Source organism: Kitasatospora sp. GP82, from assembly GCF_029892105.1.
Classification (GTDB): domain Bacteria; phylum Actinomycetota; class Actinomycetes; order Streptomycetales; family Streptomycetaceae; genus Kitasatospora.
In genome coordinates this window covers 12,044-24,490 of the sequence record NZ_JARZAJ010000033.1, presented here as the reverse complement: position 1 = coordinate 24,490, position 12,447 = coordinate 12,044, and the positions used below count along the sequence as shown (strand labels likewise).

The following is a 12,447-nucleotide window of genomic DNA, read 5'->3' as shown; positions in this document are numbered from 1 at the left end:
ACCTCGTCCCCCGGACCCTCACACCAAAGCTGTCCACAGGCGGGGCGGCAACGGCGGAGAGGTCCGTACCGACCCGGCCGTCAGACCGGAGGAAACGGACCTCTCCAAGCTCCCCGAACCACCTGGGAACCGACCTGTGTTTCAGTCCATCCGGCGCGGTCCGCCCAGCAACTGGGCCTCCGCCTCACCGGGGTTGGTCATCACGAACTGCCGACGCATCCTGGTCGCCCAGAGCGTGATGTTGTCGCCGAGCGTCGGCAGCGCCTCCAGGTCCTGGTCGCCGAGTGAGAGGATCCGCGCGACGATCTCGGCCTCCTGCGGGGAGATCCGCTGCACCCCGACCAGATCGGCGGCGTTGAGGACCCGGGAGGCGTTCGGCCCCAGGTACGGCAGCACGGTGAGCGTGGTCTGCCACGGGGTGGCCGAGAGCCGGCTGCGCGGCGGACGGACACCGAGGTCGCGCACCACCAGGACCGGTGAGGTCACCGAGGCGCCCTGCGCTCCCAGCCGGCCGACCTGGTGCACCGTCACGCAGGGCTGACCGCCGCCGGCCGCCTGGGCCAGCGGCCCCCATGCCTGCGGACGGCCGGTCTCCACGGCGACCCGGGCGCCGGTGGCCGCGGCCCGCAGCGCGATGATCTGCGCCGTCCACATACCGCCGATCAGCACGACCTCGTACGGGCTCGGCCGGAACAGCCCCATGACGGCGGGCTGCTGGTGCGGGTCGACGCCGATCACCACACCGTCGTCGCCGACCGGGAAGGAGAGCGCGGAGAGGTCCTCGGTGGAGAGCACATGCCGCTCGCGGCGCGGGCCGCGCAGGCCGAAGCCGGGCCGGATCCGCAGCACGGCACGGGCGCGGTCGGCGTCCGGCTCGGCGGGCTGGGCGGGGTAGGTCTGATAGGCCATCAGGAAGTCCCTCCCAGGGGCAGCGTGGCGAGCAGACCGGGTGCCTGCTCCTGGTCGAGCCGGGTCAGGCCGACCCCGGCGCTCTGCGCGCGGGTCTCCACGAGCCGCCCGACCTGGGCGACCTCGCTCTCGCTGCGCCCGGTCACCCGGACGTGCCCGCTGATCCCGACCGCGCCGCCGGTGCCCCGGCTGGCGGTGAGGCTGAAGGTGCTCGCCAGGGCGGGCGTGCCGGTGACCAGGTTGACCAGGTCAGGGGCGGCGATCCGGCCCGGAGTGCTGCCGGGGCGGCTGAGCTGCGGCCACTTGGAGATCCAGTACGTGCTGTGCCAGCGGTCGTCGATCCGCCAGAACTTGCGGCTCTCCTGGGTGCGGCGGCCGTTGCCTCCGCCACCGCCGGAGCCCTGACGGCCCGCCACGGCGATCGGGTTGGCGCAGATCGAGATGGCCAGGGCGGCGATCAGCTCGCGCTCGTCCAGCGCGGTCGCGGTGAACCCGGCCCCGTTCAACCGTCCGGCCAGCTGGTCGGTCACCCGCTGAAGGGCCTTGCGGGCGCCCTCCTCGCCGCCGCCACGGGCCAGTACGGCGGTGGCCGCCTTCTCCGGATCGAGCTTGAGCGCGACCCAGGTGAGCCGCAGGCCGGGCGTGCTGAGTCCGTCCGGCAGCTGGTGGTAGGCGCGGGAGGCGAGCGACTGCTCTGGCAGGTGCGGGGCGGGCGCGGGCTGGGTGTGCTGGACCAACTGGACGGATTCCAGGGCGATGTCGTCCACCTGGAGTGCCGAGCAGACCACGTCCAGCGGCAGCGGGCTGGCCGTACGGGCGGGCCGCAGCGGCTCGTCCTTGGCCTGCACCAGCAGGACGGAGGTGAGGAACGTCCCGTCGCCGACCATGCCGGTCTCCCGGCGGAACGGACGCCCGCCGCCGAGGTCGGCCTCGGTGGCGTGGGTGTAGGTACGCAGCGCCGGCTCGACCTCCAGCGCGGGTGCCAGGGCCGGGTCGGTGCCCGGCGGCGGCACGTTGAGCTGCGCCTGCTTGCGGCGGGCGCTGTGCGCCATCCGCACCTGAAGGCCCTCGGGCACGCTGCGGCCGTTGAGCGGCAGCAGGGCGATCACCAGCAGCACCACGGCGGGCACGGCGAACACCCCGGCCATCGCCGGGTTGATCGTCCAGCCGACCGCGACCAGTGCTGCCGCGACCTCGATCAGGACGAGCTGCTGGAGCCGCAACCGGGTGCCGAGCAGGCCGGGCCGTGGGTGGATCTTGACTGCGACCGCAGCGGTCGGGCTTTCCGGACGGACCGGCGCCGAACGTCGAGCGCCTCCGCCCCCGTTCCGCCGGCTGCCGTTGCCCCTGCCGTGCGATGTGCTGCGTCGCTCTGGAGCGGTCTGGCTTGGCATCCCCCGCGTGAACCTCTCTGATCAGATATCACGGCCCGGTTGGCTGGTCGGCCGACCGGACCCGTACCGTACTCACCGTCTGCTGCCGCATCGTAGAGGGTTTGCATCGTAGAGGGTTCGCTGCACCTCGTGCCCGGCGGGTGGCAGACTCGCGCATGGACTAATCGTGCTGACGTACGCACAGCTGCCGGACCAGCACGGCTGTCGGTCAAAACAGGGGAGACGACGAGATGGCATCACGCCGTGACGAGCTGAACGCCTACACCTTCGCGCGCAAGCGCATGGTGGGCGCCTTTCTGCTGCCGAGCGGTGGCGGCAGCGACGAGGACGCACCGCGTCCGGTCAGGGCCGTACTGCCCAGCCTGGTGGTGGCGGCCGTCGTGGTGGCCGGCTTCGGGATGTGGGGCGTCATCAAGCCCACCGCGCCCAAGGGCTGGGACGACGGGAAGAACATCATCCAGGGCACGCAGTCGACCACGCGCTATGTGGTGCTGGTCGACCCCAAGACCAACGTCAAGGTGCTGCACCAGGTCCTCAACATGGCCTCGGCCAGGCTGGTGCTCCCGGCCGGGGCCAAGGTCGTACCGGTGGTGGACTCGGCGCTGGACGCGTACAAGGACCACGGCGCGACCATCGGGATCCAGTACGCGCCCGACAAGCTGCCCAGCTCAGAGGACGCCGCCACCCCGAAGTTGTGGTCGGTCTGCGACCGTCCGGGCAACGGCGAGATCCAGGCGACCATCAACCAGTCGCTGTTCATCGCGGCCGATACCGACAAGAAGAAGCTGGAGCGGCCCGACCTGGTGCTGGCGCCCGGTCAGTGGCTGTTCGTGCAGGGCCCGCAGGAGACCGACGACCGGCCGGGCAGCGAGTACCTGATCGACTCGCAGGGCCTGAAGCACGCGGTCGGCGACTTCGACACCACCGCGATCGAGCGCACCGGTCTTGAGGCCGCGCTGTTCGGCAGCGACGCCAAGCCGCAGCAGGTGACCAAGGAGTGGCTGGACACCCTGGGCAACGGAGCGCCGGTCAAGTTCCCCCAGGTCCCCGGCGCCAGGAACGGTGCCGCCTCGACCGTGAGGATCTCCCAGCCGAGCGAGCGCAAGGTCGGCCGGCTGCTCACGTACCAGAACAAGACCTTCTACGTGGTCGGCAGCGACCGGCTGTTCGAGATCACCGCCTTCCAGGCCGAACTGATGCGCAGCAGCCCGGCACTGAGGAACATCTACGACGGCACGCCGAAGCTGGCCGAGCTCTCGCCCGGCGACTACGCGACCCTCAAGGGCAGCATGGACAGCACGACCCTCAAGGACACCTCGGACCTGCCGAAGGAGCAGCCCGCCGAGCACGCGGTGAACTTCAGCGCCAACGGCAAGGGCCGTACGGTGCTCTGCAGCACCTACGAGGGGATGGACGGCAAGAACGTCAAGCGGACGGTCTGGGCCGACACCGACTACCCGGCAGCGGTCAGCAGCGCCTCCGCCACCGCACACGTCTCGCCCGGCCACGGCCTGCTCTACCGCGCCGTGGACGGCAACGGCGGCGTGGACAGTTCGGGCAGCACCTTCCTGATCACCGAGACGGGTCTGCGTTACTCGGTGCCCAGCAGTATGGACGGCCCCAGCGGTCAGGCGTCCGCCGCGCCGAGCCAGCCGGCCGACCCGCAGGCCGGCTCCGCACAGCCGCAGGCCAACGAGGCGCAGGCCAGGCTCGGTTACGACAAGGTCCAGCCTTCCCTGGTGCCGCGCTGGTGGTCCGACCTGGTCTCGCCCGGTCCGGTGCTCAGCACCGCTGCCGCAGTTCAGCCGCAGAACGCCTGATCAGACCGACCGGTTGAACGGATTGACGCTGTGTCAGGTGGAGATATCTGGCACAGTGTCATGGTCTGGTAACTACCCGGCTCCCGGTGTTGGGTGACTTGCGCTCGGCGGCTACAGTGCTGGAGGACATCACACCGTGGTGTTCGACGGATGCTCTGCGCCAAGACCGTCCGTCAGGAAGTCTGTCTCATGGGGGACGGTGGACCATGGCTGGTCAGTTTACGACGACCGCTGAGGAAATGACTGCTTTCGCCAACCGTATCGGTGAGGTGAACGGTCAGATCCAGGGCGAGATTCAGCGGCTCAACACTCTCGTCGACGAGATCAAGGCCGGCTGGCAGGGCCAGGCCGCCGCGGCCTACCAGCAGCTGCAGCAGCGTTTCAACGAGGACGCTACCGCGCTGAACAAGGTGCTCGACGAGATCAAGCAGGCGATCGAGGCCACGACCAAGGCCTACTCGCAGACGGAGCAGGAGCAGCAGTCGTCCATGCGGGGCGCCTGAGCCGTCGGCATCACGCCGCGCGCTGCTACTCATCGGCCGAGCTGACGGCCGCCATGATTCGATCCCGAGGGAGACACCGTGTCCGACGCGCACATTCTCGTTAATTTCTCGACCATCCAGAACGCCAGCCAGGAGGTCCGTCAGACCGCCTCGCGTATCCAGTCGCAGCTGGAGGAGCTCAAGGCCGGCGTGAGCCGGATCGCTTCCAGCTGGCAGGGCTCGGCCCAGGAGGGCTACCAGGCCCGCCAGGCGCAGTGGGACGCCAAGGCCGCCGACCTCCAGCAGGCGCTGAGCCAGATCGCGACCTCGCTGGACAACGCGGCCCAGAGCTACCAGGCGACCGAGAGCCGCAACGCCGGTATCTGGAACGCGTGAGCCGAAGGCCCCGTTCCGGGGCACGGCAGTAGTGCACCGGGGCGGGTGTCCACACGGGCGCCCGCCCCTAGGGCCTGTCCGGTCGATCCAGTCGGACCAACGCGCGGCGTCACGCGTCCGACACGATCGACCGGACAGGCCCTAGCGCGTGGTGTGCCGCGCGCACGACATCGGGTGGATCAGAGGGGAAGACAGGTGTCGTTGGGTACCTACCGCAGGGCTGCCGCCGGGTTGGTCGCGCTGGGGGTGATCGGCACGATCGCGTCCGCTCCGGCGTACGCGGCAGATCCCTCGCCGAACACGGCCGACGCTGCGGGAGTGCACTGGTCGCCGCTGGGGATAGCGGCATCGGCGGAGTGCGCCTCCCCGGCCGCGGACGTGCCCAACGTCCCGTGGGCGCTCCAGCGAGTGCTGCTCGACCAGCTCTGGAACGGTGGCAAGATCACCGGGGCCGGGGTGACTGTCGCGGTGATCGACACCGGGGTGGACAACACCAACCCCCAGCTGAAGGGCAAGGTCGACGACGGCGGGTCGCTGCTGATCGACCAGTCCACCGGCAAGAAGGTGGACGGGACCGGCACGGACGACACCGTGGGCCACGGCACCAAGGTGGCCGGCATCATCGCGGCCGGTCCGTACTCCAAGACCGGTTTCGTCGGGCTGGCTCCGGGGGCCCGGATCCTCTCGATCCGGCAGAACGACAGCCAGGGCAACGGAGACGTCCCGAGCCTGATCGCGGCCATCAACATCGCGATCGACAAGCACGTCGGTGTCATCAACATCTCCCAGGACGTCCGCTCGACCGACGAGCAGGGCAACTTCGACCGCAAGGCCGATCTCCAGGCGGTCATCAAGAAGGCCGAGGAAGCGAAGATCGTCGTGGTCGCCTCCTCCGGGAACGACGGGCGTGAGGGCGACACCTACCCCGCCGCCTTCGACACCGTGCTCTCGGTCGGTGCCTCGGACCGCAACAACGAGCGGGCCTCGTTCTCCCAGTACGGCGACTTCGTCAAAATCGCGGCTCCCGGCGTGGAGATGCTGTCCACCGTCCCCAAGACGGGTCAGTGCGTGGACAACGGCACGAGCTTCTCCGCGCCGTACGTGTCGGGTGTGGCCGCGCTGCTGAAGCAGGAGTACCCGGACTGGACGGCCGCGCAGATCCGCACCCGGATCGAGCAGACCGCCCAGCGCACCGAGCGCGGCCCGAACCGGTTCGTCGGCTGGGGTGTGGTCGACCCGGTGAAGGCCGTCCGCAGCGAAACCAAGCCGGCCGACCAGCCGCACCCGGACGCGCAGGTCAGGCTGGACACCACGAAGATCGTCGCGCAGCCGCTGGGTCTGGAGGAGACCCAGGCCCAGCGGGACCGACGTACCGGCACCTATGTGCTGGGTGTGGGCGCGCTGATCGTCGCGGGGCTGGCCGGTGGCGCCATAGTGGTCCGCGACTACCGCCGTCGCAGCGAGGGCTGACGCGGTGTCCGCGCGCTGAAGGCTCTGCATGGCGGACCGCGTGCCTAGGAGCAGGCGGGAAAACCGAGACGGGCCCGGCCTCCCCATCGATGGGGAGGCCGGGCCCGTCTCGGTTTTCGGCGCTCAGATCTGCTCGTCCTCGGGGAGAGTGATCACCCAGTGGGTGTCCTGCCGGGGGCGGAGGTAGAAGAGCCAGTAGAGGCTGGCGGCCGCGGTGATGCCGCCGGTCCACAGCAGGGCGGTGACGTCCAGCTGGGTCAGCACGTAGAGCAGCGCAGCGATCAGCAGGACGGGCAGCACCGGCCAGAGCGGCTGACGCCAGGCGGGGGCGTGCTTGTGGTGCTTGCGGCGGGAGAACAGGGCGGCGACGGCGACCAGCAGGTAGAGCGCGGCGACGGCGACACCGGTGATGTTGGTCAGCATGGTGTTCGGGACGAAGCAGAGCACCGCGCCGGGGATGCCGACCGCGAGGGTGGAGACCCACGGGGCGCTGAAGCGGTTGAGGGTGCCGAAGGCCCGGTTGACCGGGGCGGGCCAGGCCTGGTCGCGGCCGGAGGCGAAGAGCACCCGGGAGTTCTGGATGACCATCACGATGCCGGCGTTGATGATGGCCAGTGCGATGCAGAGGCTGATGAAGGTGCCGAGCGCGGAGTCGCTCCAGCCGGCCACCATCGCGGAGATGTCGCCACCGGTCAGGGTGGTGAGGTCGGGGGCGCCGACGGTGATGGCGACGACCGGGACCATGATCACCACAGCCGAGAGCGCAAGCGTCCACAGCACGGTGCGGGCGACGTTGCGCCGCGGGTTCTCCAGCTCCTCGGAGAGGTAGATCGCGGTGCTGAAGCCCTGGGTGACGAAGAGTGCGGTGCCCATCGCGGCCAGGACGGCCGCCAGGCCGACCGGGCTGGTGGCGCCGCTGGCATCGGCGGTCACACCGTGCAGCAGGCTGCCGAAGCCGCGCTCGCTGTGTGCGAAGCCGAGGAAGGAGACCACGCCGGCGGCGATGACTTCGAGCACCAGGAAGATGCCGGTGATCCAGGCGTTGGCCCGCAGGTCGAGCAGACCGGCGACGGTGGCGGCGATCATCACGCCCGCACCGGCCACCTGCGGGTCGATGTGGACGATCGGGGCCAGGTAGTCGGCGGTACCGAGGGCGATGACCGAGGGAACGATCATCACCACGATCAGGGACTGGATGAACACCAGCCAGCCCGAGAACCGGCCCGCCAGGGTGCCGACCATCGCATACTCGCCACCGGCGCTGGGGATCAGGGTGCCCAGCTCGGAGTAGCAGAACGCCACCGCGATGCAGATGATCGCGCCGATCCCGATGGTCAGCGCCGTCGCCGTGCCCAGGCTGTTGAAGAGGCTGGGCACGATCACGAACAGCGAGGAGGCGGGGGTCACGCAGGAGAGCGTGAGCAGCGTGCCGCCCACGACGCCGAGCGAACGGCTGAGCTTCTTGGGCGCCCCGTCGGGGCTGTCAGTCGTCGCAGTGGGGGCTGCGTCGATTGGCGGGCGAAGCGTGTCGGTCATGGGCGTTCCGATCGACTCGGTGAGGGGGGAGGGAGCGCTATCGCCTCCGCTGGCTGGTGCCTGGTCCTGGTCGCTCCCGAAGAGCCATGGAACCGTGCCGTATTGATTGCGTCAACGGCCGATCTGCTTCGGAATCCGCAGGTCAAGGGTCTTGAGACAGAGGATCCGATGGTTGCGCAGAGTGATCGTCAAGCATGTCCTATTTGTTACTTTCGCTACATGGTATTTGAATCGAAGGTAAACTAACGGTTGCGACCAATGTTTCCAAGGTCGTCTACCGGACGGGCACCGGCTGGGCCAGGTGGTCCTCCAAGGAGTCCAATCGCCCGGTCGGGCAACGAGAACCGCAGCAAAGTCATGCAAGAAACTCGATAACGTTTCAGCACGTGGGACGGAAAAGGCCGGGTCCGCACCGGACCCGGCCTTTTCTTTTCACTCAGAGTTACGGCGTCGGCAGCCAGCCCACCTGGACCGTCTGACCTGCGGCCATCCGGCGAGTGACCATCACGCCACGGCCCGGCGGCAGCGGCTGGGGCTTGACCGCGCCGAGCAGCGCGCCCTCGTTCTTGTCACCGGAGAGCAGCAGACCCTGCCCGCCCAGCTCGCGCATCCGCTGCATAACCGGCTCGAAGAGCGAGCGGCCTGCACCACCGGCGCTGCGCGCGATGATGATGCGCAGACCGATGTCCCGGGCGAACGGGAGGAACTCGGCCAGCGGCGCCATCGGGTTGCCCGAGGCGGTGGCGACCAGCTCGTAGTCGTCCACGATCACGAACATGTCCTTGCCGCTGTACCAGCTGCGGTTGCGCAGCTGCTCGGGCGTGACGTCCGGGCCCGGCAGACGGCGGGCACAGGCGCCCCGGAGCATTTCGACGATCGAGGACATGGCGGGCGCGGCCGCCGCGTACTCGACCAGGTACTCCGGCGGAACCACGCCGAGCAGCGAACGGCGGAAGTCGCCGATCACGATGCCGGCCTGGTCCGGGGTGTAGCGCTCGGTGATCTGCTTGATGAGCATGCGCAGCACCGCCGACTTGCCCGACTCGCTCTCACCGAAGACCACGAACAGCGGGTCGCTCTCGAAGTTGAGGAAGACCGGCGCGAGTTCGGTCTCGTCCACGGCGAAGGCGATGCCGAGCTCAGGGTGCTCGAAGCCCTTGGGCAGTGCGTTCCCGTCCAGGACGGCGGGCAGCATGCGCACCTGCGGGGCACGCGGTCCGGTCCAGGCGGAGCTGACCGCCTCGACCAGGCCGGCCAGACCGGCACCCAGGTCGGTCGTACCGGACGAGCCGTCCAGGCGCGGCAGACCGGAGAGGAAGTGCAGCTTGGCCGCCGTCAGACCGCGGCCCGGCGCACCCGCCGGGACGTTCTGCGCGACCTTGCGGTCGATCTCGGACTCCATCGAGTCGCCGAGGCGCAGCTCGGTGCGGTTCTGCAGCAGGTCCTTGAGCGCCGGACGCACCTCGGCGTACCGGGCGGCGGTCACGATGATGTGCACGCCGTAACCGAGACCGCGCTGGGCGATGTCCGAGATCACCGGCTCCAGCATCTCGAATTCCTGCTTGAAGGTCAGCCAGCCGTCGATGATCAGGAAGACGTCGCCGAACTGCTCGTCCGGCAGCTGGCCGCCGGCCCGCCGGGTCCGGTACGTGCCGATGGTGTCGATCCCGGCCGTGCGGAACAGGTCCTCACGGTGGTTCAGCACCCCGTGCACCTCGCTGACCATCCGGCGCACCTTGTCGACGTCCAGGCGCCCGGCGACCCCGCCGACGTGCGGCAGGCCCTCCAGCCCCTGGAAGCCACCGCCACCGAAGTCCAGCAGGTAGAACTGGGTCTCCTGCGGGGTGTGGGTGACGGAGAAGCCGGCAACCATGGTGCGCACCAGGGTGGACTTGCCGGACTGCGGGCCACCGACGATCAGACCGTGACCGGCCGCACCCGAGTAGTCCTGGTACAGCACGTCGCGGCGCTGGTCGCGGGGCTTGTCGACGATACCGACCGGTACCACCAGGCGGCCGAGCGCACCGAACTCCGGCGAGGTGAGCCCGCGTTCGGGGGTGACCTGGAGCGGCGGCACCAGCTGGTCGACGCTGGGCGCCTCCTCCAGCGGGGACAGCCAGACCTGGTGCGCGGGCGGACCCTGGCCGATCATCCGCTGGACGAAGACGTCGAGCATGGTGTCGAGCAGCGAGTCGTCGACCTCCTCGACCTCGTCGACGACCTCCTCGACCACCGGCTCGATGATCGGCACCTCGGCGGCGGTGAACAGCACCGGCTGTGCGGTGATCACCTGACCGCCGCTGGTCCGCTGCTGGCCCGGCGGGCGGTAGGGGCCCGAGACGTACGCGGCCCGGAAGCGCTCCATCACATCGGAGCCGAACTTCAGGTAGCCGACACCCGGGATGGGCGGCAGGTGGTAGGCGTCCGGCACACCGATCGCGGCCCGCGACTCGGCGGCCGAGAAGGTGCGCAGACCCAGGCGGTAGGAGAGGAAGGTGTCCAGACCGCGGAGCTTGCCCTCCTCGAGTCGCTGCGAGGCGAGCAGCATGTGCATACCCAGCGAACGGCCGATTCGGCCGATCTGGATGAACAGGTCGATGAAGTCCGGCTTGGCCGTGAGGAGTTCGGAGAACTCGTCGATGATCATCAGCAGCGAGGGGAGCGGGTCCAGGGCGGCACCGGCCGCGCGGGCCCGCTCGTACTCGTTGATGTTGGCGTAGTTGCCGGCAGCGCGCAGCAGCTCCTGGCGGCGGTTCATCTCGCCCTCGATCGCGTCGCGCATGCGGTCGATCAGGGTGGCTTCGCCCTCAAGGTTGGTGATCACGGCCGCGGTGTGCGGCATCTCCGCCATACCGGCGAAGGTGGCACCACCCTTGAAGTCGGCGAGGACGAGGTTGAGGACCTCGGAGGAGTGGGTCACGGCGAGTGCCAGCACGATGGTGCGGAGCACCTCGGACTTGCCGGAACCGGTGGCGCCGACGCACATACCGTGCGGGCCCATGCCCTGCAGCGAGGCTTCCTTGATGTCCAGCCAGACGTACTCGCCGTTGGTGCCGACACCGAGCGGAACGCGCAGCTTCTCGGCCATCGGACGCGGACGCCAGTGCCGGGCGGGGTCGAAGGAGCCCGGGTCGCCGGTGCTCATCATCTCGGTGAAGTCCATGCTGACCAGCGAGGGGTCGCCCTCGTCGCCGCCCGCCGAGACCCGGAAGGGGGCCAGCTGACGGGCCAGCGCCTCCGACTGCCAGGAGGACAGGGTGTCCGGCGCGCCCGAGTAGGAGGCGCCGGAGGCGGACTCCAGCAGCAGCTCGTCCTTGGTCAGCGAGATCACCAAGTGCCCGCTGGGCTCGTCCAGTTCACCCGGGACGACCTCGATCACGGTGACGCCCTGCACGCCCTCCGCGCCGGCCAGCATCGAGTCGTGCGGCACCGCGGCGCCGTCCATGATCACCACGATGTGCGGCTGGTCGGGCGACGGGACGGTGTCCCGGGAGAAGCCCTTGCGGCCGGCCAGCTCGTTCTCCAGCAGGTACTCGAGGTCGCCGAGCCCGGTCGCGATCAGGCGGCGGGAACCCGCGCCGTCGCTGTCCTTGCGGTGCTGGGTGTGCGGCAGCCACTTCGCCCACTCCCACTCGTCCACCGCGCCGGGCGCGGCGGCGACCGCGATCATCAGATCGTCGGGCGAGTGCAGGGTGGTCAACTGGGCGATCATCGCCCGGACATTGCCGTACACCGTGTCCGGGTCGCCGCAGACGGTGATGTGGTAGAAGGCACGCAGCGAGACCGCCAGCGGCAGGTCCTGCAGGGTGCCGTGCGAGGTCAGGAAGTTCTTCATCGCGGCGGCAGCCAGCGGCTCCAGCTCGTCCAGCGGCGCGGTCTGCGGCGCGACCAGCGGAGTGGACAGCTGCTGCGGGCCCCGGCCGAGCCGGATCTGCGCGAAGTCCGGGTCTCCCGGCCTGCGTTCCCACAACCTGCGGCCCTCGGCCACGATCGACCACAGCTGGTCCGGCTCCGGGTGCAGGAACAGCTGTGCACCGCGCTGGCGCTCGGCGGTTCGACGCACCTGGCGGCGCATCTGCTGCAGGTACTTCAGGTAGTCGCGGCGCTCGTCCGCGGTCCCCGCACTGCCGCCCTTGCGGGCCTTGACGATCTGAGCCACCGCCATACCCGCGGTGGAGGCGATCATCAGGACGCCCATCATCTTCATCGGGCCCTGGGCACCGGGCGAGAAGAGGAATGCCGCAGACCCGCCCATACCGAGCAGCGGGAGCAGGGACATCAGCCAGTCATCGCCACCCGACCTGGGTAGTTCCGGTGGAGGTACCAGCTCCACCGGCTCCTCCGGCACTGCGGGCGGATATGCCCGTGCCGGACGCTTGACGGTCACCACACTCATGCGACTACGACCCCCTTGCTCCGCTCGTCGGTCGCTTCGCGCAC

8 protein-coding genes are annotated in these 12,447 nt (G+C 69.6%); 4 read left to right on the top strand and 4 right to left on the bottom strand.

The window, feature by feature from the left end; translation table 11 throughout:
* Positions 1–141: 141 nt before the first annotated feature.
* Positions 142–909, bottom strand: coding sequence for a hypothetical protein (locus tag P3T39_RS27540; RefSeq protein ID WP_280701680.1), 768 nt, complete (start codon positions 907–909; stop codon positions 142–144).
* Entirely contained in the window at positions 909–2,132 is a 1,224-nt protein-coding gene (gene eccE / locus P3T39_RS27535; RefSeq protein ID WP_280701678.1) for a type VII secretion protein EccE, read from the bottom strand. The genes P3T39_RS27540 and eccE overlap by 1 nt, the downstream gene beginning before the upstream one ends.
* Before the next feature lie 401 nt (positions 2,133–2,533).
* Between eccE and eccB the strand changes: the two genes are divergently transcribed.
* The 4 genes from eccB to mycP all read left to right on the top strand — a co-directional run bounded on the left by eccB (position 2,534) and on the right by mycP (position 6,471).
* Complete coding sequence (gene eccB, locus P3T39_RS27530) at positions 2,534–4,123, top strand: type VII secretion protein EccB (protein WP_280701676.1); 1,590 nt, start codon at positions 2,534–2,536, stop codon at positions 4,121–4,123.
* Between the two features lie 206 nt (positions 4,124–4,329).
* Positions 4,330–4,626: a WXG100 family type VII secretion target gene (locus P3T39_RS27525; protein ID WP_280701675.1), complete on the top strand. Its 297-nt coding sequence runs from the start codon at positions 4,330–4,332 to the stop codon at positions 4,624–4,626.
* A gap of 78 nt (positions 4,627–4,704) precedes the next feature.
* Positions 4,705–5,001, top strand: a complete 297-nt coding sequence (locus P3T39_RS27520; RefSeq protein ID WP_280701674.1) for a WXG100 family type VII secretion target — start codon at positions 4,705–4,707, stop codon at positions 4,999–5,001.
* 195 nt (positions 5,002–5,196) lie between these two features.
* Positions 5,197–6,471: a type VII secretion-associated serine protease mycosin gene (gene mycP, locus P3T39_RS27515; RefSeq protein ID WP_280701672.1), complete on the top strand. Its 1,275-nt coding sequence runs from the start codon at positions 5,197–5,199 to the stop codon at positions 6,469–6,471.
* A gap of 123 nt (positions 6,472–6,594) precedes the next feature.
* Here mycP and P3T39_RS27510 read toward each other — a convergent pair whose 3' ends face one another.
* Complete coding sequence (locus P3T39_RS27510) at positions 6,595–8,007, bottom strand: APC family permease (protein ID WP_280701670.1); 1,413 nt, start codon at positions 8,005–8,007, stop codon at positions 6,595–6,597.
* A 442-nt stretch (positions 8,008–8,449) separates the two neighbouring features.
* On the bottom strand, positions 8,450–12,403 hold the full coding sequence (gene eccCa, locus P3T39_RS27505; RefSeq protein ID WP_280701669.1) for a type VII secretion protein EccCa: 3,954 nt from the start codon (positions 12,401–12,403) through the stop codon (positions 8,450–8,452).
* Positions 12,404–12,447: the final 44 nt, after the last annotated feature.